This window comes from Pseudarthrobacter sp. NPDC058119, assembly GCF_042884655.1.
Taxonomy (GTDB): domain Bacteria; phylum Actinomycetota; class Actinomycetes; order Actinomycetales; family Micrococcaceae; genus Arthrobacter.
The window spans coordinates 655,830-680,251 of sequence record NZ_JBHVTN010000001.1 but is presented as its reverse complement, the minus strand read 5'-3'; the positions used below and the strand labels follow the sequence as shown (position 1 = coordinate 680,251).

Sequence of the window (24,422 nt, the reverse complement as noted above, 5' to 3'; positions counted from 1 at the left end):
AGATTTTTTCCTGCCTCCGCCGCCGTCGTGGGGCACATTGAGGGCCGTACCCTGCGGGCAGGGCTGAACACTCGGCGGGTCCGTGTCGAAGTGCCCCGCGACGGCACGTTCTCCACATGGCGCTGCCCGGAACTAGCGCCTCCAGCGCGGGTCGGGTGACCTCTAAACCATGGATATCGAGGCTTTTCTTCACCACCGGGGAGGGGCGGCCCGGGCGGCAGCACTTCACCGGGCCGGATTCCCCAGGACGCGGGTGGACAAGTTCCTGGTAGAGGGCCGCATCGTGCGGGTCCGGCGTGGTGTTTATGGCCTGCCAGCGGAGGCCGGCGTGCTCGGCCTTGCGCTGCAACACAATGCGCTCGTGACCTGCCTTTCCGCTGCCCCCGTTTATCGGCTGTGGACATTGGAGAAGGCGGGCGTGGTCCATCTGTGCCCTGGGCACAAGAAGACAGTGCCCGGCACCCTTGCTCACGGCCGGATCCGCCACCCGGTCCATCCCCGGCTGCCGGTGGCAGGCCTGGCGGACGTCCTCATCCATGCCCTGCACTGCCTGCCGGAACTGGAGGCGCTGGTAATGGTCCAGTGCGCCACGCAGCGGGGAGATGTGACGGTGGACTTCCTGCGGCGCAAGCTTCCCGGAAACCGCAACGCCCGCGCCCGGTCAGTCCTGGATCACGTCATTCCCCGGGCCGACTCGCTCCTGGAGGTCTTGGCCAACTACCACTTCCACAGGGCCGGCCTCCATGTCCGGCGGCACGTGGAGCTCCCGGGCGTGGGGGAAGTGGACTTCCTGATTGAGGATTGCCTGGTAGTGGAAACCGACGGGGCCACCCATCTGGAGGCAAAGCAGGTCAAGAAGGACAGGTCGCGGAACAACGCCACTGTGGTTGGCGGACGTCTCTGCCTTAGGTACAGCTATGCGGATGTGGTCCACCATCCCGAGCGGATGGTGGACCAGATCTTGGCAGTGCTGGAACAGTGCCGGCGGGGAGCCTTCAGCGTGCGGTGAGTCCGGCAGTTTTGGGGCACTTTGGGCCTATGGCTCGGCGCAACGGGCTGGGATCGCGGCGTGTCCGTGCCAAAGTGCCCCAGGACCGCGGCCGCGAAGCCCAAGGGCGGGAAGGCTTACTCTTCCTCTTCGTCCTCGAACGCCCACTCGAACATGTCGAAGACGAACTCGGAGAAGGTGCCTTCCTCGGACTTCCACTGGCCGCGGGCGTTGTTGCGGCGGTACACAATGGGGTCCGGGATACCGAGGTCGCCCACGCGGAAGCCCCAGGTGTATTCCTCTTCCTCATCCTCGAGGAACATGAGGAAACCTTCGTCGTCGACTTCGAGCTCGTCGGGATCCCAGAAGTAGTGGTAGGCCTCCATCAGGTCCTCGCAGCCGCCCAGGGCCAGGTAGAACTCGCGCAGGACCAGGGGGATCTCGAACTGGTGGTCGGCCAAGGCCTTGTCCAGCTCCTCGGGGGTCAGGCCATCGGCTTCCTGCCATTCATCCTCGAGATACTTCGGAACAAGCGCACGGAACTTCTCGAGGAACATGTCAGTCATGCTCATATCCTAGCTAATCCAGGGGCTCCCAAAATGACATGGAAACCAACGTCACAGCCCCGAATCGCTTGGCCGGCGGTGCCAGCCGCGGACGGCCAGCGGCGCCTGCCAGGAGCGCCGCCAGGCCAGGACGCGGAACGTGAAAACCAATGCCGCGATGCCGGCGGCGGTCAACACGTTGAACACGCCCAGGACCCACAGCGCGGCGGTGAACGAGGCACCCACGAACGCGGGCAGTGCGTAGATGTCCTTGGGGTTGAAAAGCTCCGGCACCTCATTGGCGGTGATGTCGCGAAGCAGTCCGCCGCCCACGGCCGTCGTCACCCCGAGCAGCACGGAAGCCACCGGGTTGAGGCCGGTGGCGAGGGCCTTGACCGTGCCGGTCATGCAGAAGAGTGCCAGGCCGGCGGCGTCGAACAGGGTCAGGAGCGACGTGTAGCGCTGGACGCTGGAGAAAAGGAAATACACCAATGCCATGGCCAGCAGTGGCGGCGCGAGGTACGCCGGATTGGTGAAGGCAGCCGGGACGATGCCCAGGACGATGTCGCGGATCACGCCGCCGCCCAGGCCCACCAGTGAGGCCAGCAGCAGTGATCCCACGATGTCGATCTGCTTCCGTGCCGCCAGCAGTGAGCCCGAAACGGCGAAGAAGAACACGCCCAGCAGATCCAGCCACACCGGGGAGTTGTCAAAGGCGAATGTCATGGGGCGTCCTGCGGTTTCAAAGAGGGCGGACAGGGCGGCTCCAACGTTACGCTAGCCCCTATGAACAGCCCCATCATGATCGCCTGTGCCCATGGGACGTCCAACACACAGGGGGCCGCACAGGTCAACGCCCTGCGTGCCGCCATCGCGGAACTCCGGCCAGGCCTTGATGTCCGTGAGGCCTATGTCGATGTCCAGCAGCCGGACCTGGTGGACGTGGTGGCGGGGCTGCCCGCGGACAAGGCTGCGGTGGTGGTGCCGCTGCTGCTCAGCGTTGGCTACCACGTGAAGGTGGACATTGCGCGTGCGGTCAAGAGCCGCCCCGGCAGTGCCGCCGCCGCGCCGCTGGGGCCAGACCCGCGCCTCGCCGCCCTGCTGGACCAGCGGCTCCGCGAGGCCGGCACCACCGACAACGACGTCGTCGTCCTGGCTGCCGCGGGCTCGTCGAATCCCAATGCCGCGGTCAGCGTCGAGGAACTGCTGGACCAGTTGCGGCAGCTCCGGTCCAACCGGATGGTGGCCGCCTATGGCGCCTCGGCCCAGCCGTCAGTGCCCGACGCCGTCGCGATGCTCCGCGGGGAACTCGCGGGGGGTGCCGGCGCGGGGGAGTCCGCGGGGGCTGTCGACGTCGGCGGCCGGGTGGTGGTTGCCTCCTACCTCCTCGCGCCGGGCTTCTTCCACGACCAGCTGGGAAAGGCGGGGGCCGACGTCGTAACCGAACCCCTGCTGCCGTCCCGCGTGCTCGCCGAAATCGCGCTGGACAGGTACGACGCCGCCGTCGCCGCCATGGATGAAACGCCCGCGGAAGCACCCGCTACGGCCCCCCTTGGAACGCCAAACGAGACACCCGGAGATGCACAGCGTGGTGGCTTCTTCAAGGCCCTCCGGCGTTTCGTGACGAAATATTTCCCTAGGTGACTTAGCGTTTCCGGGCCTTTGTGACGCTATTCGAGGGCGCCCTACAGTCGTTGCATGACTGATACAGCTCTAGCCGGAGCGTCCGCGGACTCCGCTGCCCCCAAGCGCCCCGCCCGCCCGTCCCGTCCCGCCGCGAAGCCGCACGGCCAGTGGAAAGTGGACGGCAAGACGCCGCTGAATGCCAACGAAACCTGGAAGCAGGAAGACGACGGCCTGAACGTCCGCGAGCGTATCGAGTCCATCTACGCCAAGGAAGGCTTCGACGCCATCCCCAGCCAGGACCTGCACGGCCGCTTCCGCTGGTGGGGCCTGTACACCCAGCGCAAGCAGGGGATCGACGGCGGCAAGACAGCCACCCTGGAGCCGCACGAGCTCGAGGACAAGTACTTCATGCTCCGCGTAAGGATCGACGGCGGCGCGCTCACCACCGAACAGCTGCGCGTCATCGGCCAGATCTCGGTCGACTTCGCCCGTGACTCCGCCGACCTCACCGACCGCCAGAACATCCAGCTGCACTGGATCCAGGTGGAGGACATCCCCGAGATCTGGAACCGGCTGGAGTCCGTGGGCCTGTCCACCACCGAAGCCTGCGGCGACGTGCCCCGCGTCATCCTGGGCTCGCCCGTGGCCGGCATCGCCAAGGACGAGATCATCGACCCCACCCCGCTCATCGCCGAGCTGGGGGAGCGGTTCATCGGCAACCCGCTGCTGTCCAACCTGCCGCGCAAGTACAAGACGGCCATCACCGGGCACCCCAGCCAGGACGTGGTCCACGAAATCAACGACTGCGCGTTCGTAGGCATAGAACACCCTGAACTGGGCGCCGGCTACGACCTCTGGGTGGGCGGTGCGCTGTCCACCAACCCGATGCTCGGCAAGCGCCTCGGCGCGTTCGTGAAGCCGGAGCAGGCCGCCGACGTGTGGCTCGGAGTCACCAGCATCTTCCGCGACTACGGCTACCGCCGCATGCGCACCAAGGCCCGCCTGAAGTTCCTGCTGGCCGACTGGGGTCCCGAGAAGTTCCGCCAGATCCTGGAGGACGAATACCTGGGCTACAAACTGGCCGATGGTCCCGCCGCGCCCAAGCCCGCCACCCCCGGCGACCATGTGGGAGTGCACGAACAGAAGGACGGCAAGTTCTTCATCGGCGCCACCCCGATCGCGGGCCGGCTGTCCGGCTCGAACCTGGTCAAGCTGGCCGACACCCTGGAAGCCCGCGGCTCCTACCGGCTGCGCACCACCCCGCACCAGAAGCTCGTGGTCCTGGACGTCGAGAAGGACCAGGTGGAGCCGCTGGTGTCGGAGCTGGACGCCCTGGGCCTGTCTGCCCGCCCGTCCGTGTTCCGCCGCGGCACCATCGCCTGCACGGGCATCGAGTACTGCAAGCTGGCCATCGTCGAAACCAAGGTGACCGCCGCCAGCGCGGTTGCCGAGCTGGAACGCCGCCTGGCAGACCTCGCGGATTCGGGTCAGCTCCCCGCCGCACTGTCCCTGCACATCAACGGCTGCCCCAACTCCTGCGCCCGCATCCAGACGGCGGACATCGGCCTCAAGGGCATGATGCTGCCAACGCCCGACGGCGATCCCTCCCCGGGTTTCCAAGTCCACCTGGGCGGCGGGCTGGCCAACAACCACCGCGAGGAAGCCGGGCTGGGACGCACCGTCCGCGGCCTGAAGGTCTACGTCGAGGACCTGCCGGACTACGTGGAGCGCGTAGTCCGCCGGTTCGTGGCCGACCGCGCCGAGGGCCAGACCTTCGCCGAATGGGCCCACGCAGCAGACGAGGAGGCACTCCAGTGAGTAAGCACGCACTTGGAATCGACCCGGTGGTTGAGCCTGTCGAAACCCCGGTCCCAACGAGCCTCCGCTCCAAGGAAGAGCTCAAGGCCCTTGCCGAGGCCGGCGCTGCCGAGCTCGGCTGGGACGCACCTGCCCGCGACGTGATCGCCTGGGTGGAGCGCAACTTCGACCTGCCTGCGGTGGCCGTCGCCTGTTCCATGGCCGACGCCGTCCTGCCGGCACTCGTCGCGGACCAGATGCCCGGCGTCGACGTCCTGTTCCTGGAAACGGGCTACCACTTCCCGGAAACCTACGCCACGCGGGATGAAGTGGCCGCGAACCTCCGCGTCAACGTGGTGGACGTCCTTCCCGAGACCACGGTGGAGCAGCAGGACCGGCTCCTCGGCAAGGACCTCTTTGCCCGTGACGCTGCCCAGTGCTGCGCCCTCCGCAAGGTGGCTCCGCTGCAGCGCACCCTGGCCGGCTACGAACTTTGGTTCACCGGCGTCCGCCGCGACGAAGCCCCCACCCGGACCAACACGCCGCTGGTCACTTGGGACGAGAAGAACGGCCTGGTCAAGGTCAACCCCATGGCTGCGTGGACGTTCGACCAGCTGGTCCAGTACTCGGACGACAACCTTTTGCCCGTCAACCCGCTCCTTTCGCAGGGTTACCCCTCCATTGGCTGCCAGCCCTGCACCCGCAAGGTGGCGCCCGGCGAGGACCCCCGCGCCGGCCGCTGGGCTGGTTCCGACAAGACAGAATGCGGACTTCACGTATGAGCACATCACTAACCGAGGAGACCACCCAGGTGACTGACTCCGCCGTCTCAACGCGCCTCTCCAGCCTGGACACCCTTGAGTCCGAAGCGATCCACATCATCCGCGAGGTTGTGGCCGAGTTCGAGAAGCCTGCGCTGTTGTTCTCCGGCGGCAAGGACTCCGTGGTGATGCTGCACCTGGCCACCAAGGCGTTCTGGCCGGGCAAGGTCCCGTTCCCCGTGCTGCACGTGGACACCGGCCACAACTTCCCCGAGGTCATCGACTTCCGCGACCGCACCGTTGAGCGGCTTGGCCTGAAGCTCGTGGTGGGCTCCGTGCAGGAATTCATCGACCGCGGCGAGCTGGCCGAGCGTGCCGACGGCACCCGCAACCCGCTGCAGACCGTCCCGCTGCTGGACGCCATCCAGCAGAACAAGTTCGACGCCGTGTTCGGCGGCGGCCGCCGCGACGAGGACAAGGCCCGCGCCAAGGAGCGCATCCTGAGCCTGCGCGACGAGTTCGGCCAGTGGGATCCGCGCAACCAGCGCCCCGAGCTGTGGAACCTGTACAACGGCCGCCACACCGTGGGCCAGCACGTCCGCGCGTTCCCCATCAGCAACTGGACCGAGCTGGACATCTGGCGCTACATCGAGCGCGAGAACATCGAGCTGCCCGGCCTGTACTACGCCCACGAGCGCGAGGTCTTCGCCCGCGACGGCATGTGGCGTGCAGTGGGTGAAGTCTCCCAGCCGCGCCCCGATGAGGACGTCATCACCAAGACCGTCCGCTACCGCACCGTGGGCGACATGTCCTGCACCGGTGCCGTGGAGTCCAGCGCCTTCACCGTGGCCGACGTCGTGGTCGAAGTTGCCGCCTCCACCCTGACCGAACGTGGCGCCACCCGTGCGGATGACCGCATCTCCGAGGCCGCCATGGAAGACCGCAAGAAGGACGGGTACTTCTAATGACCACCGAAGCAGTTCTCCCGGCGGACCTGGAAACAGCCCTGCCCACCACCCTCTTCCGTTTCGCCACGGCCGGATCGGTCGACGACGGCAAGTCCACGTTGGTGGGCCGTCTCCTCCACGATTCCAAGGCGATCCTCGCTGACACCCTCGACGCCGTCGCCCGCACCTCCGCGGACCGTGGCTTCGGCGGCGAAAAGGGCGGGATCGACCTGGCCCTCCTCACCGACGGCCTCCGCGCGGAGCGGGAACAGGGCATCACCATCGACGTGGCTTACCGCTACTTCGCCACGGACCAGCGCAGCTTCATCCTGGCCGACTGCCCCGGGCACGTGCAGTACACCAAGAACACGGTGACGGGCGCGTCCACTGCGGATGCCGTCGTCGTCCTCATTGACGCCCGCAAGGGTGTCCTGGAGCAGACCCGCCGGCACCTGTCCGTGCTGCAGCTGCTGCGCGTGGCGCACGTGATCGTGGCCGTGAACAAGATCGACCTGGTGGACTTCAGCGAGTCCGTGTTCCGAGACATCGAAGCCGACGTGCAGCAGGTTGGCCGCGAGCTGGGCCTCGGCTCCGACGGCATCAGCGACCTGCTGGTCATCCCGGTGTCCGCACTCGACGGGGACAACGTGGTGGAGCGCTCCGAGCGGACCCCCTGGTACACCGGACCGGCGCTGCTGGAGGTCCTCGAGACCCTGCCCGCCGCCGACGAACTGGAAAGCCACCTGGAGAGCTTCCGTTTCCCGGTGCAGCTGGTGGTCCGGCCGCAGGGTGCCCTGGCTCCCGACGCCGTGGCCGCCGGCCTGGATGTGGAGGCCTACCGTGACTACCGCGCTTACGCCGGCCAGATCACCGAGGGTTCGGTCAAGGTGGGGGACCAGGTCTCCGTGCTGACGCCGGGCCAGTCCCCGCGCACCACCACGGTGGTGGGCATCGACTTCGCCGGGAAGTCGCTGGAGGAAGCTGCCGCGCCGCAGTCCGTGGCCATCCGCCTGGCGGACGAGTTCGACGTCGCCCGCGGTGACACCATCGCCGCCGCTGGCACCGTCCGCGAAGCCTCCGCCGACCTGTACGCGGCCCTGTGCTGGCTTTCCCCGAAGCCGCTGCGCGAGGGCCAGAAGGTCCTGGTCAAGCACGGTACCCGCACCGTCCAGGCGCTGGTCCGCAACGTTTCCGGCAAGCTGGACCTGGCCACCTTCAAGCTTGAGGGTGCCTCCAGCCTGGAACTCAACGACATCGGCCACGCGCAGCTCCGGCTCGCCGCGCCGCTGCCGCTGGAGAACTACCTGCACCACCGCCGCACCGGAGCGTTCCTGGTGATCGACCCGCTGGACGGCAACACGCTGGCCGCCGGCCTGGTCAAGGACCACCCGGGCGACCACGAGGACGAGCGCTACAGCATCTAGTCATCACCGAAATCGCTGGAACGCTGCTAAATCGCCGGAAAACTACGGCGTCCCCGCAGCGTTCCAGCGATTTCGCGTTTTCGGCGAAGCCTCAGCGGCGGGGCGCCTCGAGGATCGCCTTGAGCTTCTGCAGGTCCTTCCGGGTTTCCCGCCGGATCATTGGCTCCATGACCAGCCCCGCCAGCCGGGAGAAACCCGAGGGGCTCCCGCTGTTGAGCAGGGACATCCGTGTGCCGCCGCCGTCGTCCGTCCAGGTGTAGGTGGTCTGCATGGGGAAAGGGCCCTGGGCCGTGCTCATCACCAGCTTTTCGCCGGGGACGTACTCCACGAACTCGTAGGTGTACTTGAGCTCCCGGCCCAGGAACTTCGCGGCGAAGGCGACCCGGAAGCCAACGTCCAAAGGGCCCGGGCTGAGCCGCTGCGAGCTGTGGATGTTCACGTACCACTTCGGCGCGTTGTCCGGGTTGGCTGCGTACTCCGCCACATCGGCGCGCGGCCTGTTGATGACTATCTCGGTCAGGACGTTCACCATGGTTGCGTCTCCTCGGTAGAGTGCGGGAATAGCCTGCAACCACGTTAGCGGTGGTACCTGGGAGGCGGACATGGAGACCATCAACCCGAAGCTCCTCAACTGGGCGTCCATCCTGGACGAGAAGACCCGCGAACAGGCCGTGATGACCGCAAGCCTGCCGTTCATCTACCCGCACCTGGCGCTCATGCCGGACGCGCACCTGGGCAAGGGCGCCACCGTGGGCTCGGTCATCCCCACCCTCCGGACAATCATCCCGGCGGCGGTGGGCGTGGATATCGGCTGCGGCATGATCGCGGTGCGCACCCAGTACACCGTCAAGGACCTGCCGAAGGACCGGAAGAGCCTCCGCGAGGACATCGAGCGGGTCATTCCGCTCTCCGCCGGGCACAACAACAAGCAGATGCTGCCGACGGCGGAACCCCGCCTCTCCGAATTGCGGCGCCTTGCCGCCGGCGCGGGTTTCGACCCGGCCGCGTACGTGCCGGCATGGGAGCTCCAGCTGGGCTCCCTGGGCTCGGGCAACCACTTCATCGAAGTCTCCGCAGATGAGCACGACGGCGTGTGGCTGTTCCTGCATTCGGGCTCGCGGGGCATCGGCAACAGGATCGCCCAGCACCACATCCAGGTGGCCCGGCAGGTCACCCGGAAGCACCAGATCCACCTGCCGGACCCGGACCTGGCCTACCTGGACGAGGGGACGCCCCAGTTCGAGCGGTACATCGCCGAGCTGCGGTGGGCCCAGCACTTCGCCCTGCTCAACCGGGAAGAAATGATGGACCGGGTGGCTTACCAGTTCAGCCGCTGGGTGGGTGGCCCGGTGCGTGAGCTTGAACGGATCAACTGCCACCACAACTTCACCGAGCAGGAGACGCACTACGGCAAGCCGGTGTGGGTGTCCCGCAAGGGTGCCATCAAAGCCGGCCACGGCGATCCCGGACTGATCCCCGGGTCCATGGGGACGGCGTCGTATGTTGTGCAAGGCCGCGGCAACCCGGCGTCGCTGAACTCGTCCCCGCACGGGGCCGGCCGCGAATACTCCCGCAACGCCGCGCGCAGGACCTTCACCCTGGAAGAACTGAAGCGGGCCATGCGCGGCATCGAATTCCGGGCATCCGAGGCCTTCATCGACGAAATCCCGGCCGCCTACAAGCCGATCGACCAGGTCATGCAGGACGCAGCGGACCTGGTCACGGTGCGGCACAAACTGCGGCAGCTGGTCAACGTCAAAGGGAACTGAATCCGCGAAACCCGGCGGCGGTGCGGCGAAATATGACGCCGGATGAACGTGCGTGACCCCCCGTTTCCGCGTCATTGAACGGGTTTGGGCCACTCCCTATGGTGAAACAATGACTAGTTCCAAGCCCGGGATGACCCGCATCGTGGCAGGCGAAAGCGCGGTTCCCAAGCGCAAGCGTGCCATCGAAGCTGCCCTGGCAATCGGGCTGGTCCTCCTAATCGCCGTCGGCGCCATTGTGGCCTCGAACGTGTCCCGCAACACCGAGGCCCAGGCCGCGGAGACAAGCCCTGCGGCCGAGCTGAAGCTTGGCTACTTCGGCAACGTCACGCACGCCCCGGCCCTGGTGGGCGTCAAAAAAGGATTCCTCCAGCAGGCCCTGGGCAGCACCAAGCTCAGCACCCAGACCTTCAACGCCGGACCGGCCGCCATCGAAGCCCTGAACGCGGGAGCCATCGATGCCGCCTACATCGGCCCCAACCCGGCCATCAATTCCTTCGCCAAGAGCCAGGGCGAGTCCGTCCGGGTAATTGCCGGGGCTGCAGCGGGCGGTGCCCAGCTGGTGGTCAAGCCGGAGATCACCTCCGCCTCGGACCTCAAGGGCAAGACCCTCGCATCGCCGCAGCTGGGCGGCACCCAGGACGTCGCGCTCCGCGCCTGGCTTTCGAAACAGGGGTACAAGACCAGCGTGGACGGCAGCGGCGACGTCGCCATCAACCCCACCGAGAACGCCCAGACGCTCAAGCTGTTCCAGGACGGAAAGCTCGACGGCGCGTGGTTGCCCGAGCCGTGGGCCTCCCGCCTGGTGCTCCAGGCCGGCGCCAAGGTGCTGGTGGATGAGAAAGACCTGTGGGACGGCACCGGGACCGGCAAGCCCGGAGAGTTTCCCACCACCATCCTGATCGTCAACCAGAAGTTCGCCGCAGACCACCCGGACACCGTCAAGGCCTTGCTCAAGGGCAACGCCGAATCCGTGGCCTGGCTCAACTCCGCGCCTGCCGATGAGAAAGCGAACCTCATCAACGCCGCACTGCAGGAATCCGCCGGTGCAGCATTGCCCAACGATGTCCTCACCAGGTCGCTGGCAAACATCACCTTCACCCTTGACCCGCTGGCCGGCAGCTACCCCAAGCTGTTGCAGGACGGCGTGGATGCGGGAACCACCAAGAAGGCCGACATCAACGGGCTCTTCGACCTCCGTGCGCTCAACCAGGTCACCGGTGGCGCCGACAAGATCTCCTCGGCCGGCCTCGGCCAGGACTGACCCACCCACTACCTAAGGACGCCACCATGCCAGTCGTACTGGAACACCTGGGCAAGCGCTTCGGCGACGGCGCCCCGGTACTGGACGACGTCAACGCCAACATCAAGCAGGGCGAGTTTGTTGCCCTCCTCGGTGCCTCCGGCTGCGGCAAATCCACCCTCCTGAACATCATCGCGGGACTGGAAGCGCCGACGTCGGGCGCACTCGAAGTGCCAAGCGACGGCGCGGCCTTCATGTTCCAGGACGCTGCGCTCTTCCCGTGGCTGACTGCACGGGAGAACATCGAGCTGGCCCTCAAGCTCCGCGGCGTGGGCAAGGCCGAACGCCGCACCAAGGCCCAGGAACTCCTGGAACTGGTGCACCTGGGCTCGGCCGGGGACAAGCGCCCCCACGAACTCTCCGGCGGCATGCGCCAGCGCGTTTCCCTGGCCAGATCCCTGGCCCAGGACCGGCAGCTGCTGCTCATGGATGAGCCGTTCGCGGCGCTGGACGCCATCACCCGCGACCTGCTGCACGACGAGCTGGAACGGATCTGGAAGGAAACCGGGCGCACCATCGTCTTCGTGACCCACAACGTCCGCGAGGCCGTCCGCCTGGGACAGCGCGTCCTGCTCCTTTCCTCCCGTCCCGGACGGGTGGTCCAGGAATGGTCCGTCACCGAGGAACACCGAACCGACGCCGGGCTCGCCGGCCAGCTGACCGGGGTCATCACTGCCCGGCTGCGGGAGGAGATTCGCCGCCATGCCAAGTAACCCACCCCTGGTTGAGGAGGAGCCGGTGGTTGAGCCTGTCGACACCACACCCGCTGAAACCCGTCACGTCCATGCCGCTTTGACCCGGACGTCCAGTGGCAACGAGGACCTGCGGGAGCTTGAATCCGGCCTGGACTCGCTGCAGTCCGACGCCGACCGGAAACACCGGATCGACTGGAGCCGGATCCTCCTGCCCGTGGCTGCCCTGGTGGTCCTGGTGCTGGTCTGGCAGTTCTACGTCTCGCTGGGCGTCAAGCGCCGCGACCTGGTGCCCGGTCCGCTGGACGTCCTCAGCCAGCTGGGCGTCCTCTGGAGCGACGGCAAGCTGCAGGAGTCCGTCTGGACGTCACTTCAGCGGGGCGTGGTGGGCTTCCTCATCTCGGTGGCCATCGCCACGCCGGTGGGGCTGCTCCTGGCCCAGGTGGCGCCGCTGCGGCGAGCCTTCGGCCCGCTGATCTCCGGCCTGCAGGTCCTGCCCTCGGTGGCCTGGGTCCCCGCGGCCATCATTTGGTTCGGCCTTACCGATGCCACTGTCTACTTCGTGGTGTTCATGGGCGCCATCCCCTCCATCATCAACGGGCTCATCTCCGGCGTGGACCAGATCCCGCCGCAGTACCGCAGGGTGGGCACCGTGCTCGGCGCGTCCCGGCTCCAGATGGCACTGCAGATTGTCCTTCCGGCCGCGCTGCCGGGCTACCTCGGCGGCCTGAAGCAGGGTTGGGCCTTCTCCTGGCGTTCCCTCATGGCCGCCGAGATCATCGCGGTGGGCGGCACCATCGGCTTTGGCCTGGGTTCGCTGCTGGACCAGGGCCGGACCCTTTCGGACATGGCCGTGGTCATGGCTGCCATCCTCCTGATCCTGGCGGTGGGAATCCTGATTGAGCTGCTGGTCTTCGGCCCCATCGAGAAGCGGCTCCTCCGCAGCCGGGGCCTCCTGTCCGGCAGCACCCGCTAGCCCCCGCCGGCACCCAACCATTGCAGAAAGCCCGACGGCGACCTCCCGCCGTCGGGCTCTGCCGTTCCCTGACGCTGCCCCGAACCATCGCGGGGCACTTCGACACGGACACGCCGGGAAAGCAGGCCATTGCGACGCCGAAGCCCGCCAAAGTGCCCCACGACGGGGCCCGAGGCAGCAGAGAAGAGTGGCAGACTGGCACCATGACCGACCGGGTGGAGTTCACCGCCCCGCTGGGAGTCCTGGGCCGCGCCGTCGAGCGCCTCATCCTGGCCCGGTACCTGGAACGGCTGATCCGGGACCGCGGCCGTTTCCTCGCCGGCAGCACCTGAAAACCCTTTGTGACGCAGCGTTACCTTACGTGAACTGGTGTTGCTGACCCTTTGTGGGCCGATGTGACGCCGCCCTACCGTTGATCCATGGCAATTCAGGACATCTACCCCACGGCGCTGCGGCTGCTTGGCCGCCCGGTGCTGGTGGTGGGCGGCGGACCCGTCGCTGCCCGCCGCGCCAAGGGACTGCTCGACGCCGGTGCCCTGGTCACCGTCGTGGCCCCGGTTGCCTCGCCCGCGCTGCAGGAAATGGCCGACGCCGGCCTGCTCACCTGGGAAGCGCGGCCTTACCGCTCCAGCGACATCGACGGCGCCTGGTTCGTCCAGACCGCAACGGGCACCCCGGAAGTGGACGCCCAGGTATCGGCCGACGCCGAGGCGCAGCGGATTTGGTGCGTCAACGCCTCCAACCATGAAGCCTCCGCCGCCTGGACCCCCGCCGTCGCGGTGGTGGACGACGTCAAGATTGCCGTCAACGCCGGGGGAGACCCGCGCCGCGCCATGGCCGTCCGCGATGCCGTGGCTACCGCCCTGGAAACGGGGGACCTGCCGCTGCGCCGCCGCCGCGCGCACCGCGGGTCAGTCGCCCTTGTTGGTGGTGGCCCCGGCGATACCGGCCTCATCACCGTCCGCGGCCGCCGGCTCCTGGGCCAGGCCGACGTCGTCGTCGCCGACCGCCTCGGCCCCCGCGAACTGCTGAACGAACTCGCCCCGGATGTCCGCGTCATCGAGGTGGGCAAGACCCCCGGCCACCACCCCGTGCCGCAGGCCGGGATCAACCGGATCCTCGTCGAGGAGGCCCTCAAGGGGCACCGGGTGGTCCGGCTCAAGGGCGGCGACCCGTGCGTCCTGGGCCGCGGCGGCGAGGAAGCCGAATACTGCCGGCAGCACGGCGTCGAGGTTGAGGTGGTGTCCGGCGTGACGTCCGCGATCTCCGTGCCCGCCGCCGCCGGCATCCCTGTCACCCACCGCGGCCTGGCGAAGGGCTTCAGCGTAGTCACCGGTCACGAAGAACTGTCCGAGGTCCCGGCCCGCCCGGACCACACGATCGTCCTGCTGATGGGCGTTGGCCAGCTCCGTGAGTCCGCGTCCGCGCTGGGCGAAGCAGGACTGCCGCAGGACACCCCTGTTGGTATCGTGGAAAACGGCTATTTGCCGGACCAGCGCGTCACCATCGGCACGCTCGGTTCCATCGCCGACCAGGCCCAGGCGGCCGGCGTCGCAAATCCTGCCGTGATCGTCATCGGTGACGTGGTGCGCGTGAGCCCGTTCGCGCCGTCGCACTTCAAAACCGCTGACTACAGCACCACCACCCCGAACAGCCCCCGCAAGACCGCCCTCACCACCTGAAACCCATCGATTGCTCTGTAAACGCCGTTATGAGCCTTCAAAGCGGCAGTTACTCAGCAATCGATGCAGAAGAAAAGGAACACAGCCGTGTCATCCAGCACTACCGTAGGATCTGCTGCGCGTCCGCTGCGCGTCGCCGTCGTGGGCTCCGGCCCGGCCGGTGTCTACGCCGCCGACATCCTCACCAAGAGCGAAGCCGTCAAGAGCGGCGAGCTGACCGTCAGCATCGACCTCTTTGACCGCTACCCGGCACCCTACGGGCTGATCCGCTACGGCGTGGCCCCCGACCACCCCCGCATCAAGGGCATCGTCAATGCCCTGCACAAGGTGCTGGACCGCGGCGACATCCGCTTCTTCGGCAACGTGGACTACGGCACGGACCTCAACATCGAGGACCTCCGGACCCACTACGACGCCGTCATCTTCGCCACCGGCGCCATCAAGGACGCGGACCTGAACATCCCCGGCATCGAGCTGGAAGGCTCCTTCGGCGGCGCCGACTTCGTCTCCTGGTACGACGGCCACCCGGATGTGCCGCGCGAATGGCCGCTGGATGCCAAGGAGATCGCAGTCCTGGGCAACGGCAACGTGGCCCTGGACGTGGCCCGTGTCCTCTCCAAGCACGCTGATGACCTCCTGGTCACCGAAATCCCGGACAATGTCTACGCCGGCCTGAAGAACTCCCCGGTCACCGACGTCCACGTCTTCGGCCGCCGCGGCCCGGCCCAGGTCAAGTTCACCCCGCTGGAGCTGCGCGAGCTGTCCCACTCCAAGGACGTGGACATCATCCTGTACGCGGAGGACTTCGAATTCGACGAGGAATCGGACCGCCAGATCCAGACCAACAACCAGACCAAGACCATGGTGGGCACGCTCACCAACTGGATCGCCGAGCAGCCCGAGGACCTCTCCGAGCTGAAGGCTTCCCGCCGCCTGCACCTGCACTTCCTGCACAGCCCGGTGGAGATCTACGACGACGCCGAGGCCCCCGGCAAGGTGGCAGGCATCAAGTTCGAGCGCACCGAACTGGACGGCACCGGCAACGCCCGCGGCACCGGCGAGTTCGTGGACTACCCGGTGCAGGCCGTGTACCGCGCCATCGGCTACTTCGGCTCCGCCCTGCCGGACGTCGAGTTCGACCACAAGAAGGGCGTGGTCACGAACGACGGCGGCCGCGTCCTGGATGCGTCCGGCCAGCATGTGCCAGGCCTCTACGCCACCGGCTGGATCAAGCGCGGACCGGTCGGGCTCATCGGCCACACCAAGGGCGACGCCCTGGAGACCGTCACGTACCTGCTCGAGGACCGCGAAAACCTTCCGGTCGCCGAGGCACCCGCCGAGGATGCCGTCACCGAACTCCTCCATGCCCGCGGCGTGAAGTTCACCACCTGGGAAGGCTGGCTGGCACTGGACGCCCACGAGCTGGCCCTCGGCGCTGCAGCTACCGAGGCCGGCGGCTCGCACGGCGTGGAAGTGAAGCGTGAGCGCGTCAAGGTGGTGCCGCGCGAGGACATGGTTTCCATTTCCCGTGACGGTGTCGCCGCCGAGGTCTAGGACCTGACGAATGGAACCGCGGGACCTACGGGTCCTGCGGTTCCGCATTTAAAAGTCGGCTTAACCCGGCTGGGCTATTTACCCGCGCCGCCGATGGCCATCAGCTCCAGCCGCCGCAGGCTTTCCCGGTTCCGGGCCGAAATGATGGGATCGCGCAGGACCTTGGGGATCAGCTTGCCGGGCCCGTGGATGGCGTCTTCGGCAATGGTCACCAGGCATTGGCTGCCCCGGTCCTCCAGCGTGATTTCCACCTTGGCCTCGCCCATGGGCCAGCCCCGCGCCACGAGTTCCAGTGACCGGCCCGGCTCGACGGCGGTCACCCGGGAGCTGTCGTCGATCACCAGAGGCCATGCACCCACCGAGTGGTGGAGGTTGGACCCAACCCGGGGCCATTCGGCGTCCACATCCCTAATCCGGGACGCGCCCACCACCCAGCCCGAGTACAGCCAGCCGTCGGCGATGACGCGCCAGACGTCGGCTGGGGGGCACTTGAACTGCTGCGAGACGGTGGACATGGCGTTCCCTTCGGTTGCGGTGGTGCGTCCCTGGTCTCCCGTGGAGGGATTTCCGGGATGTCCAGAGTGGGTGGGGCGTCCGACGGCGGGAGGTGCGGGCCGGCGGGCGGCCCGGTAGGACGGCTTCCGCAGGCGCCGGGTCCATCCGTAGGCCTGCGCGCCCGGCGGCTGGTGCCCCAGGGGATCGAAACGCAGGGGGATATCCGTGGGAGTGGCACCGGCCTGCAGCCGCACTTCACCGCATTCCCGCCAGCGGCCGCCCGGCGTGGTCCAGTGCAGTCCCAGCACCCATTCTCCGGACGCAAGCGAACCCGGTGGGAGGCTCCGCGTCCGCAGGCCCAGCAGGACGGGGCCCCGGCTTCCCCGGTAGGGCATGAGCGTGGTCATGGCCGCTCCTGCCACATCCAGCCGCGGCATCAGGATGTACCGGCCCGGAAGTCCCCAGCCGGTGGAGGCAAACAGGACATCGGCAGGGCCGGCCGCAGCATCGCCGGCGGGGGAAACCCGGAGGGCCAATCCTAAAATGTCCGGGAGCTGCTGCGGCAGCCCCAAGGACCGGGAAAAGCGGGCCACCACCTGGTCGGTGCCCGGCGAGTCCAGCCAGTCGATGCCGCTGGGGCCACCCGGGTAGCCGGTCCTGGTCACCGTTCCGGACAGCCCCAGTCCTTGCGGATGGATGGGCCGGTCTGGCCTGGCCAGTTTCAGGACGCGGAAGAGGGCAGCGAAAGCCCGGCCGGCACTGTCAGTGACGGCGGGAACAACGCGCGGCTGCTGGGTCATACTTCCTTCCTACCCACAAATCCCGGAACTACATGCGGCCAAAGCGGGCGCGGATCAGCGCGAAGATCCCGTACGCGATGAAGCCGGCGCCGATCGCCACGAGCAGGGTGGGCCCAAACGGGTGGTGCTGCAGCGCTTTGAGGCTGCCGTCCAGCCCCGTGTTTTCCTCCGGGCTGTGTTTTGCGGCGGCAATAATGAACAACAGCCCGGTGAGGCCCAGGGCAACGCCTTTCGCCACGTGGCCCACGGCGCCGAGCGAATCTATGACCCTGCCCCGCCGTGTTCCATTGAAGTGGAACAGCTCCTCTTTCTTGAACCCGCGGGAGACTCCCTTGACCACGAAGTAGACGCCGATGCCGATGATGGTCAGCCCCACCGCAACCAGCACCCACAGTCCCAGCGGCTGGTCCATCAGTGCCGCGCTGAAGTCACGGGTGCTGTCGCCGGAGTCGCCGCGCAGGCCCAAGGCGAAACCCGCGAAGCTGAGCCCCACGCTGCCGTAGGCGATGGCCAGAGAGCCGGAGGAAATGAGTTTCGCGATCCGGTCTTTGCGTGGTTCGCCACGCATCCGCAGTGTGGCCTCGCTGGCCTGCCACAAGGCAAGGCCCAGGCAGGCCGCCACGCAGGCCCACATCACCAGTGGCCCCCAGGGGTTGTCCGCCAGCCGGGCGATGGCGCCGGTGGGTTCGGCATCACCCGGATGGCCGAACGCGATGGCGATGGCGATGGCGCCGAGGATGACGTGGAGCAGTGCCATGACGGCAAACCCGGCGCGGGCCAGGACATCCAGGACCTTGTGGTTGGACGCCTCCTCGACAACGTCCGCTGCCTGGCTGAGGGTGGATTCGCCGTCGGACATGGCTCAGCCGTTCATGGGCCCTTCGGCCCGCAGCTTCTCTGCTCCGGGTCCTTCCACGTGCACGGTGCAGCGGACCACCAGCTGCCCGGGGGCATTGTCCAGTTCCACCAGGGAATCGTCCGCGCTGAGGACGGTGAACACCTCCGAACCCGCTACGACGCCGACACCCTTTGCCTTCGCCGTTTCCCGGGCATTCCCCAGTGCCTCCCGCTGCAGGCCGGCCACGTAGCCGCCGTCACTTTCACGGGCGGGGTCCCCGAAGGCCCAGCCGAACAATGTCCCAGTGTTTCCCATGGCGACGATATTACGCGGTTGGCCCCGTCCGGGACGGGCTTTCGTAATATTAGTAAGTGTGCTTACCATAGGCGGACCATACCTCGATGGAACGCGGCACGCTAGGTCCGCAGCGCAACTGCAACCCGTCCATAAACGTTAGGAATGCACATCATGGCAGGAAATCTCATTGCCCGTTCAGTTCACGACCTGACGGCGGCAGCATGGTTTGGCGGATCCCTGATGGGCGCCATCGGGCTCAATGGGGCGGCAGCCCAGGCCAAGGATCCGGCCGAGCGCACCCGGCTTTCCAGCGCCGGCTGGATGAAGTGGGCACCGTTCCAGACCGCAGCCTTCGCCTCCCACCTGGTAGCCGACCTCGCCATTGCCTGGGAAAACAAGGGCCGCATCGCCAAGCAGGAGGGCGTGGCCCGGGACACCGTCATCAAGACGGCAGTGACCGTGGTGGGTGCCGCGGTGACCCTCTACTCGGGCATCCTGGGCAAGAAGGTGGAGAAGCTCGCCGGTGAGGGTGCAGAAGGCGCCACCGAGCCGCACGGTGCTGCCTCGGACGAGCTGAAGAGCGCCCAGCAGCAGCTCAAAGCCCTGCAGTGGGCCATCCCCGGCTTCGCGGCCCTGGTGATCATCCTCGGCGCCAAGCACGGCGAGATGCAGCGCCCCAAGAACATCCTCGCGGGCCTGCGCCGCGACTAGCACCACCCGTCAGCGCACAGCGGACGACGGCGGCCCGGCACCTTGGTGCCGGGCCGCCCCCATGTCCGGCTACTCCGCCAGCCACTCCGCGCACGAGTTGAGGTTTCGGTTCACGCTGGCCACGGCAGCGTCCTCGTCCCGCTGCGTGATGGCGTCCAGCAGGGTTTCGTGGCCGTCACGGGGGAGCCCGTTGAAGCCGGGGCGGCCCTGCTGCTTGAGCAGGTCCTGGTGGAACACGGTGCCGAAGCTCGCATAAAGCTCGTGCAGCAGGGGATTGCCCGATGCCCTGGCGACGCCCTCATGGAAGCCCCAGTCTGCGTCCGCCCAGGCTTCGAAGTCCCCAGTGGTCCAGGCTTGGTCCCGGGTGGCGAGGAGGGCGCGGAGGGAGGCAACGTCGTCGTCCGTTGCATTCCGGGCGGCCAACCGGGCAGCCTGGGTGTCCAGGCCCAGCCGGACCTCCAGGATGTGCTGCTCGGTATGGTCCTGGTACATGCGGCGCGCGGCGCCGGACATCTCGCTCGTGGCACGCACGTAGGTGCCGTCGCCGCGCCGCACTTCCAGCATTCCGCTGTGGGACAGGGCCTTGATGGCTTCGCGGAGGGTGCCGCGGGAAACGCCCAGCCGGGCCATGAGCTCGGGTTCGGGTGGAATGCGCTGGTTCAGCGGCCACTCGCCGGTGTGGACCATCCCGCGCAGTTTGGCCGTGACCTCGGCGGCGAGCGGAGGACGGACCGAAGGGCTCAGCGTCATGGGATTACTTCCCTCCCGCATTCTTGCCGGACATCGCGGGGCCCGTGATCAGGTGGGACACCACGATCTGGGCCACGGCCAAGGCCAGCAGCAGCGCCAGCGGCAGGGCCCAGCCCCCGGTGGCGCTGTGCAGCAGGCCCATGCCGAACGGACCGGCCGTGGCCAGCAGGTAGCCGGAGGACTGGGCCAGGGTGGACAGCGCGGTGGTTTCGGCCGTGCTGGTTCCGCTCCGGCTGATCATCACCATGACGAGTGGGAAGATGCCCAGGCCAAAACCGATCAGGATGGCTGGAACGGCCGCGAGTGCCACGGGAAGGGACAGCAGCGCCGCGATCCCGGCGGCCATGACGATGCTCACCAGGTAGAACGCCGGACGCAGCATCCGCGGCCTGGCCCCGATGGCGATGAGCACCATGCCGGCCGGCACGGAGACCAACTGCATGAGGCCGAACATCAGCCCGCTGTCCGATGCGCTCAGGCCCATGGTGGTGAGCATGTAGGGGAACCAGCTCAGGAGGGCGTAGGCCAGCAGGGCCTGCAGGGTGAAGATGGCGGTGAGGAGCTGGCCCTTCCGGGTCCGCAGCAGCGGCCAAGGGGACACATGGCCGGCCGTGGTCCGGACGGTGGCGCGGTGGGCGTGCAGGGCTACCGGCAGGAAGCCCACGAAGGCGGCAACGGCAGCGAAGCCCACGGCTCCGACGGCGGCGGACGGCGACCCCAGTGCATGCGCCAGCGGGACCACTGCCACCGAGGTCAGGGTGCCGCCGGTGGTCATGGTCACCGTGTAGACAGCGGTCATCAACGACGTCCGGGAGGCGAAATGCTCGCGGATAAAGGACGGCATGGCCACGTTGCAGATGGCCAGGCCCGACATCCCCACCACGCTCCCTGCCACCAGCATGCCGGTGGCAGGGATCCCGCGCAGCATGAGCCCGCTGGCCAACAGTGCCAAAGACAGCAGGATGGCCTTCTCCACGCCCAGCTTGCCGGTCAGCCAGGATGTGGCGGCGCCGGCCAGTGCGAAACACAGGGTGGGTATCGAGGGAATGATGGACGCCACCAGCGCCCCGTAGCCGAGCACCGCCTGGAGATCATGCAGCAGCGCGGAGGCCCCCGTGATGCCGGCGCGCAGGTTCAGTCCAATCAGGACCAGCGCAACGACGCCGAAGACGACGGCGGAACGCGGCTTGGCAGGGATGCTGGCGGCGGCTGCGGCGGCAGGCGCCGTGGGCGCCTGCGCTGGCGCGGGCGGGGAGGCGGGGGGAGTTGCTGGCATGCCTTTCACCCTAAAGGTTAGACGTTTGATGTTTGTGCTTTTGTGGCCCATCTCTCCGTCGTGCCCATGCTGGAATAGACTGCCAACGGATGGTCGGAGGGCCCGGCGCAGGCCGGGCAGTGCGGAAGGACGGCTGTGGAAGCTTCCCGGGGACTCGAGATTGAGAAGAAGTACGACGTCGACGCCGGCGCCGTGGTGCCCGCCCTGGAGCAGGCCGCCGGGGTGGCACGGGCCGGAGCGCCGCATACCGACCTGCTGGAGGCCGTCTATTTCGACACCCCCAACCATGCCCTGGCCGCACGCCGCATTACGCTCCGCCGCCGCACCGGTGGGAAGGACGCCGGATGGCACCTGAAGCTGCCGCCGGGCGGAGACCAGGCAGCAGGGGAGGGCCCCCAGCAGCGAACGGAACTGCACGCACCCCTTGGCCGGCCCGATGCCGTCCCCGACGCCCTGCTGACCCACCTCCAGGCGTACCTCAGGGGTGCCGTTCCGTTGCCCGTGGTGCGGCTGGACACCCGGCGCACCACCTACCCCCTGTATGGGGACGACGGTGTCCACGTCGCCGACCTCGCCGATGACCACGTCACCGCTGAGCGGCTGGCGGGCGGGGGCAGCGCCGCGCGGCAGGAATGGCGCGAGTGGGAGCTGGAGCTGGTCCATGGGAAGCCTGACCTTTTCGGCCCCGTAGAGGAACTGCTCACCGCTGCCGGAGCCAGGCCGGCCGGGCATGCTTCGAAGCTGGCCCGTGCCCTGGGTCCTTCAACCAAGGCCGGAAAGCGTGCCGCCGCAGGTGACGCTGCCGCCGACGCCCAAGGCGCCCCCGCCCTGCTGGCCGGAAAGCGGGCCCCTGCGGCCGCCGTCGTCACCGTCTACGTGGCGCAGCAGGTCGACGCGATCCTGGCGGGCGACGGTGCCGTCCGGCTGGAAGAGCCGGAAGCGGTGCACAACATGCGCTCCGCCACCCGCCGCATCCGCTCGGTCCTGGCATCCTATGCCAAGCTCTACCGGGCAGGGCCGGTGCGCAGGCTGCGGAGTGAACTGAAGTGGCTGGGCCAGTTGCTCGGCCAGCCACGCGATGCCGAGGTACTGCGGGCGCAGCTCCGCGAACAGCTGGGAGGATTGCAGTCCGCAGACGGCGTGGAAGCGGCCACGGCAAAGGTGGAACAGCGCACGGGCGCTGACTACGACGCCGCGTACCGCCTCCTTCTGGAAGCCCTGGGAACGGAGCGCTACTTCCAGCTCCTGGACATGCTGGAGGATTTCCGCGACAACCCGCCCGTGCGCGCCAACTCGGTGGCGCCGGGACGGCGGGCGGCCGCGAAGGCGGTGGACAAGGCCGCCAAGCGGTTGCAGCGCTCCCGCAAAGCGGCCAAGCGCGCACGGCGCGGTAGGGAACAGGAACTGGCGCTCCACCGCGTGCGCAAGGATGCGAAGCGGCTGCGCCACGTGGCCGAATCGGCAGCCCTGGTGCATGGCAAGCGTGCGGGCAAGGTGGCCAAGGCCGCGCACCGGCAGCAGAAGGTCCTGGGCCAACACCAGGACGCCGTCGTGGCCCGCGACCTGCTGGCCGCCATCGCCGTGGAGTTCGGCGAGCCCGCCACGGCGGGCATCTACGCGGAGCTGCTCAGCCTGCAGCAGGAACGGATCGGGGCGGCGCAGGCCGGGTACCGGAAGGCCTGGAAGAAGTCGCGCGACCTGCTAAGCCACGGAGTGCTCTAGGGCTGCCCCGGCCCTATTTGCCCTGCCGCGCCGAGAGGCGGGCCACCGCCAGGGCCAGCCAGAGCTGCACCCGGTCCGCCGTGACAGCGGGGTCGTAACCGGTCAGCTCGGTGATCTGCGCCAGCCTGTACCGGACAGTGTTGCGGTGGAGGGTGAGTTCCTCCGCCACCGCAGCCACCGAGCCGTTGTTGTTCAGGTAGCTTTCCAGCGTGGCCATCAATTCGGACCCGTGCGAGGCGTCGAACGAACGCAGGGGGTTCAGGGACTCATGCGCCATATCCGCCAGCGGCACATCCTCGCTGGCCAGCAGCAGCGACGTCAGGCTCAGCCGCTCCGGCTCGTTGACCGGCAGCCCATGGCTGGCGGCGTCCCGGGCTTCAAAGTAGCTCCAGCGCAGGCCGTTCGGCTTGGTGTATGCCCCGCCGATGCCGATCGTGGCATGGATGCCGGCTTCGGCGAGGTGGTCGCTGAGCCTGCGTGCCAGCGACGGCGCCGTCCCGCCGTCGTCATTGACCACCAGCACCAGGTCCTTGCCCACGACGGCGGCAACGGCCTTCTCCAGCTCCTGCGGTACCGAGGTGCTCCCCAGGGCCTTCCCATGGGCGGCCGAGACGGCCAGCAGCACCACGTTCTTGCGGGTGCTGTTCACCCCCACGCCAGCGAGCCGGCGCTGCGCCTCGCTGGTCTCCAGGGCCCCGTGGATCACGTCCTCCAGCACCTGCCCGCACAGGGCGCGCTGGGCCTGGCGCTGCTTGACCATGTTGTTCAGCTCCACGCTGATCAGGTTCTGCGCGTAGCCGATGATGCCCGTGTCCTCGAACGGCTGGCGCACCCACAGCGTGCAGGCGTCACGCCGTCCCGTGGGGACGGGATAGCTGGCCCAGGTGTCGGCCGACGGATGGGTAGTGCTGCTGTTGTACAGCTGGGCCGTGAACTGGGTCAACGCAATGTCAGTGCGGAGCATGCCGCCGAGGTTCTTCAACAATTCCGCGAGCCCGCCGCCGGTCAGCAGCGCCCGGGCCAGTACCTGGTGCCCCGCGATCAGCCGTTCCAGCTTGGCGTAGTGGTCCGCCGACTGGGCATCCGCCACCAGCTTGGTGATGGCGATGAACGGCGTCTCGTACGGCACCTCCACCACGGGCAGCCCCCAGCGGTTGGCCTCGGCCAGCAAGGCCGGTGGCACCGCCTCATGCGACAACCCCACGCCAAACCCGATGCCCACCGCTCCCGCCCGCTGCACCTGCCGCACAAAGCGGCGCTGCTCCGGGGCGGAACGCAGGCGCAGTCCCGTGGTGAGCACCAGCTCGCCGCCGTTGAGGAACCGTTGAGGATCCTCCAGTTCGGTGACGGCAACCCAATTAATGTCCTGGTTCCAGGTTGTCTCCGCCACCCCGGCCTTGGCCAGCTTCAGGGAGGACACGCCCACCAGGGCAGCGAGGGAAATGGCCATGAAGCAAGGATAAACGTGAGCT

At 67.9% G+C, this 24,422-nt stretch carries 24 protein-coding genes; 15 read left to right on the top strand and 9 right to left on the bottom strand.

Annotated features, from left to right (window positions below; translation table 11 throughout):
* Nucleotides 1-169 precede the first annotated feature (169 nt).
* Nucleotides 170-1,009, top strand: coding sequence for an endonuclease domain-containing protein (locus ACFVTD_RS03195; protein ID WP_387557907.1), 840 nt, complete (start codon nt 170-172; stop codon nt 1,007-1,009).
* A gap of 116 nt (nt 1,010-1,125) precedes the next feature.
* On the opposite strand, the gene ACFVTD_RS03190 is transcribed toward ACFVTD_RS03195, so the two are convergent.
* Entirely contained in the window at nt 1,126-1,554 is a 429-nt protein-coding gene (locus ACFVTD_RS03190) for a hypothetical protein (protein WP_387557904.1), read from the bottom strand.
* A gap of 51 nt (nt 1,555-1,605) precedes the next feature.
* Complete coding sequence (locus tag ACFVTD_RS03185) at nt 1,606-2,259, bottom strand: trimeric intracellular cation channel family protein (protein WP_387557901.1); 654 nt, start codon at nt 2,257-2,259, stop codon at nt 1,606-1,608.
* A 60-nt stretch (nt 2,260-2,319) separates the two neighbouring features.
* Between ACFVTD_RS03185 and ACFVTD_RS03180 the strand changes: the two genes are divergently transcribed.
* Genes ACFVTD_RS03180 through ACFVTD_RS03160 form a run of 5 tightly spaced genes read left to right on the top strand, consistent with a single transcriptional unit; the run spans nt 2,320 to nt 8,088 of the window.
* On the top strand, nt 2,320-3,177 hold the full coding sequence (locus ACFVTD_RS03180; RefSeq protein WP_387557898.1) for a sirohydrochlorin chelatase: 858 nt from the start codon (nt 2,320-2,322) through the stop codon (nt 3,175-3,177).
* 54 nt (nt 3,178-3,231) lie between these two features.
* Nucleotides 3,232-4,977, top strand: a complete 1,746-nt coding sequence (locus tag ACFVTD_RS03175) for a nitrite/sulfite reductase (RefSeq protein ID WP_387557895.1) — start codon at nt 3,232-3,234, stop codon at nt 4,975-4,977.
* Entirely contained in the window at nt 4,974-5,738 is a 765-nt protein-coding gene (locus ACFVTD_RS03170) for a phosphoadenylyl-sulfate reductase (RefSeq protein ID WP_387557893.1), read from the top strand. The genes ACFVTD_RS03175 and ACFVTD_RS03170 overlap by 4 nt, the downstream gene beginning before the upstream one ends.
* Entirely contained in the window at nt 5,735-6,682 is a 948-nt protein-coding gene (cysD, locus tag ACFVTD_RS03165; RefSeq protein WP_387557890.1) for a sulfate adenylyltransferase subunit CysD, read from the top strand. Before ACFVTD_RS03170 ends, cysD begins: the two co-directional genes overlap by 4 nt.
* Entirely contained in the window at nt 6,682-8,088 is a 1,407-nt protein-coding gene (locus tag ACFVTD_RS03160) for a sulfate adenylyltransferase subunit 1 (RefSeq protein ID WP_387557887.1), read from the top strand. Before cysD ends, ACFVTD_RS03160 begins: the two co-directional genes overlap by 1 nt.
* Before the next feature lie 91 nt (nt 8,089-8,179).
* Here the strand turns inward: ACFVTD_RS03160 and ACFVTD_RS03155 are convergent, their stop codons facing one another.
* Nucleotides 8,180-8,620: an SRPBCC family protein gene (locus tag ACFVTD_RS03155; RefSeq protein WP_387557884.1), complete on the bottom strand. Its 441-nt coding sequence runs from the start codon at nt 8,618-8,620 to the stop codon at nt 8,180-8,182.
* 70 nt (nt 8,621-8,690) lie between these two features.
* Between ACFVTD_RS03155 and ACFVTD_RS03150 the strand changes: the two genes are divergently transcribed.
* The 7 genes from ACFVTD_RS03150 to ACFVTD_RS03120 all read left to right on the top strand — a co-directional run bounded on the left by ACFVTD_RS03150 (nt 8,691) and on the right by ACFVTD_RS03120 (nt 16,061).
* Nucleotides 8,691-9,857: an RtcB family protein gene (locus ACFVTD_RS03150; RefSeq protein WP_387557881.1), complete on the top strand. Its 1,167-nt coding sequence runs from the start codon at nt 8,691-8,693 to the stop codon at nt 9,855-9,857.
* A 130-nt stretch (nt 9,858-9,987) separates the two neighbouring features.
* Nucleotides 9,988-11,118, top strand: coding sequence for an ABC transporter substrate-binding protein (locus ACFVTD_RS03145; protein WP_387558955.1), 1,131 nt, complete (start codon nt 9,988-9,990; stop codon nt 11,116-11,118).
* Between the two features lie 26 nt (nt 11,119-11,144).
* Nucleotides 11,145-11,870, top strand: a complete 726-nt coding sequence (locus ACFVTD_RS03140; RefSeq protein ID WP_387451104.1) for an ABC transporter ATP-binding protein — start codon at nt 11,145-11,147, stop codon at nt 11,868-11,870.
* The gene (locus tag ACFVTD_RS03135) at nt 11,860-12,825 is read left to right on the top strand and encodes an ABC transporter permease (RefSeq protein ID WP_387557878.1); all 966 of its coding nucleotides are present in this window, start codon (nt 11,860-11,862) and stop codon (nt 12,823-12,825) included. The genes ACFVTD_RS03140 and ACFVTD_RS03135 overlap by 11 nt, the downstream gene beginning before the upstream one ends.
* 203 nt (nt 12,826-13,028) lie before the next feature.
* Nucleotides 13,029-13,157, top strand: coding sequence for a hypothetical protein (locus tag ACFVTD_RS03130; protein WP_387557875.1), 129 nt, complete (start codon nt 13,029-13,031; stop codon nt 13,155-13,157).
* An 87-nt stretch (nt 13,158-13,244) separates the two neighbouring features.
* Entirely contained in the window at nt 13,245-14,507 is a 1,263-nt protein-coding gene (cobA, locus tag ACFVTD_RS03125) for a uroporphyrinogen-III C-methyltransferase (RefSeq protein WP_387557872.1), read from the top strand.
* An 87-nt stretch (nt 14,508-14,594) separates the two neighbouring features.
* Nucleotides 14,595-16,061: an FAD-dependent oxidoreductase gene (locus ACFVTD_RS03120; protein ID WP_387557869.1), complete on the top strand. Its 1,467-nt coding sequence runs from the start codon at nt 14,595-14,597 to the stop codon at nt 16,059-16,061.
* A gap of 74 nt (nt 16,062-16,135) precedes the next feature.
* Here the strand turns inward: ACFVTD_RS03120 and ACFVTD_RS03115 are convergent, their stop codons facing one another.
* From ACFVTD_RS03115 to ACFVTD_RS03105, 3 genes are read right to left on the bottom strand one after another with little or no spacing between them, the layout of a single operon-like run.
* Entirely contained in the window at nt 16,136-17,356 is a 1,221-nt protein-coding gene (locus ACFVTD_RS03115; protein WP_387557866.1) for an SRPBCC family protein, read from the bottom strand.
* A gap of 28 nt (nt 17,357-17,384) precedes the next feature.
* On the bottom strand, nt 17,385-18,215 hold the full coding sequence (locus ACFVTD_RS03110; RefSeq protein ID WP_387557863.1) for a DUF1206 domain-containing protein: 831 nt from the start codon (nt 18,213-18,215) through the stop codon (nt 17,385-17,387).
* 3 nt (nt 18,216-18,218) lie between these two features.
* Nucleotides 18,219-18,509, bottom strand: coding sequence for a hypothetical protein (locus ACFVTD_RS03105; RefSeq protein WP_387557860.1), 291 nt, complete (start codon nt 18,507-18,509; stop codon nt 18,219-18,221).
* A 153-nt stretch (nt 18,510-18,662) separates the two neighbouring features.
* Between ACFVTD_RS03105 and ACFVTD_RS03100 the strand changes: the two genes are divergently transcribed.
* A complete protein-coding gene (locus ACFVTD_RS03100; RefSeq protein ID WP_387557857.1) occupies nt 18,663-19,202 on the top strand; it encodes a hypothetical protein in 540 nt (179 codons plus the stop codon).
* A 69-nt stretch (nt 19,203-19,271) separates the two neighbouring features.
* Here ACFVTD_RS03100 and ACFVTD_RS03095 read toward each other — a convergent pair whose 3' ends face one another.
* Nucleotides 19,272-19,952 carry a FadR/GntR family transcriptional regulator gene (locus tag ACFVTD_RS03095; protein ID WP_387557855.1) on the bottom strand — a complete coding sequence of 227 codons (681 nt, stop codon included), beginning with the start codon at nt 19,950-19,952 and terminating at the stop codon, nt 19,272-19,274.
* Between the two features lie 4 nt (nt 19,953-19,956).
* Nucleotides 19,957-21,228: a CynX/NimT family MFS transporter gene (locus ACFVTD_RS03090; RefSeq protein ID WP_387557852.1), complete on the bottom strand. Its 1,272-nt coding sequence runs from the start codon at nt 21,226-21,228 to the stop codon at nt 19,957-19,959.
* A 135-nt stretch (nt 21,229-21,363) separates the two neighbouring features.
* On the opposite strand from ACFVTD_RS03090, the gene ACFVTD_RS03085 reads away from it, so the two are divergent.
* A complete protein-coding gene (locus tag ACFVTD_RS03085) occupies nt 21,364-22,950 on the top strand; it encodes a CHAD domain-containing protein (protein WP_387557849.1) in 1,587 nt (528 codons plus the stop codon).
* A gap of 13 nt (nt 22,951-22,963) precedes the next feature.
* Here ACFVTD_RS03085 and ACFVTD_RS03080 read toward each other — a convergent pair whose 3' ends face one another.
* On the bottom strand, nt 22,964-24,400 hold the full coding sequence (locus ACFVTD_RS03080; RefSeq protein ID WP_387557846.1) for a PucR family transcriptional regulator: 1,437 nt from the start codon (nt 24,398-24,400) through the stop codon (nt 22,964-22,966).
* Nucleotides 24,401-24,422: the final 22 nt, after the last annotated feature.

Coding starts and splice junctions, on each gene's coding strand:
- ACFVTD_RS03195 (WP_387557907.1), top strand. CDS start 170: ATGGATATCGAGGCTTTTCTTCACCACCGGGGAGGGGCGGCCCGGGCG.
- ACFVTD_RS03190 (WP_387557904.1), bottom strand. CDS start 1,554: ATGACTGACATGTTCCTCGAGAAGTTCCGTGCGCTTGTTCCGAAGTAT.
- ACFVTD_RS03185 (WP_387557901.1), bottom strand. CDS start 2,259: ATGACATTCGCCTTTGACAACTCCCCGGTGTGGCTGGATCTGCTGGGC.
- ACFVTD_RS03180 (WP_387557898.1), top strand. CDS start 2,320: ATGAACAGCCCCATCATGATCGCCTGTGCCCATGGGACGTCCAACACA.
- ACFVTD_RS03175 (WP_387557895.1), top strand. CDS start 3,232: ATGACTGATACAGCTCTAGCCGGAGCGTCCGCGGACTCCGCTGCCCCC.
- cysD (WP_387557890.1), top strand. CDS start 5,735: ATGAGCACATCACTAACCGAGGAGACCACCCAGGTGACTGACTCCGCC.
- ACFVTD_RS03160 (WP_387557887.1), top strand. CDS start 6,682: ATGACCACCGAAGCAGTTCTCCCGGCGGACCTGGAAACAGCCCTGCCC.
- ACFVTD_RS03155 (WP_387557884.1), bottom strand. CDS start 8,620: ATGGTGAACGTCCTGACCGAGATAGTCATCAACAGGCCGCGCGCCGAT.
- ACFVTD_RS03150 (WP_387557881.1), top strand. CDS start 8,691: ATGGAGACCATCAACCCGAAGCTCCTCAACTGGGCGTCCATCCTGGAC.
- ACFVTD_RS03145 (WP_387558955.1), top strand. CDS start 9,988: ATGACCCGCATCGTGGCAGGCGAAAGCGCGGTTCCCAAGCGCAAGCGT.
- ACFVTD_RS03140 (WP_387451104.1), top strand. CDS start 11,145: ATGCCAGTCGTACTGGAACACCTGGGCAAGCGCTTCGGCGACGGCGCC.
- ACFVTD_RS03135 (WP_387557878.1), top strand. CDS start 11,860: ATGCCAAGTAACCCACCCCTGGTTGAGGAGGAGCCGGTGGTTGAGCCT.
- ACFVTD_RS03130 (WP_387557875.1), top strand. CDS start 13,029: ATGACCGACCGGGTGGAGTTCACCGCCCCGCTGGGAGTCCTGGGCCGC.
- cobA (WP_387557872.1), top strand. CDS start 13,245: ATGGCAATTCAGGACATCTACCCCACGGCGCTGCGGCTGCTTGGCCGC.
- ACFVTD_RS03115 (WP_387557866.1), bottom strand. CDS start 17,356: ATGACCCAGCAGCCGCGCGTTGTTCCCGCCGTCACTGACAGTGCCGGC.
- ACFVTD_RS03110 (WP_387557863.1), bottom strand. CDS start 18,215: ATGTCCGACGGCGAATCCACCCTCAGCCAGGCAGCGGACGTTGTCGAG.
- ACFVTD_RS03105 (WP_387557860.1), bottom strand. CDS start 18,509: ATGGGAAACACTGGGACATTGTTCGGCTGGGCCTTCGGGGACCCCGCC.
- ACFVTD_RS03100 (WP_387557857.1), top strand. CDS start 18,663: ATGGCAGGAAATCTCATTGCCCGTTCAGTTCACGACCTGACGGCGGCA.
- ACFVTD_RS03095 (WP_387557855.1), bottom strand. CDS start 19,952: ATGACGCTGAGCCCTTCGGTCCGTCCTCCGCTCGCCGCCGAGGTCACG.
- ACFVTD_RS03090 (WP_387557852.1), bottom strand. CDS start 21,228: ATGCCAGCAACTCCCCCCGCCTCCCCGCCCGCGCCAGCGCAGGCGCCC.
- ACFVTD_RS03080 (WP_387557846.1), bottom strand. CDS start 24,400: ATGGCCATTTCCCTCGCTGCCCTGGTGGGCGTGTCCTCCCTGAAGCTG.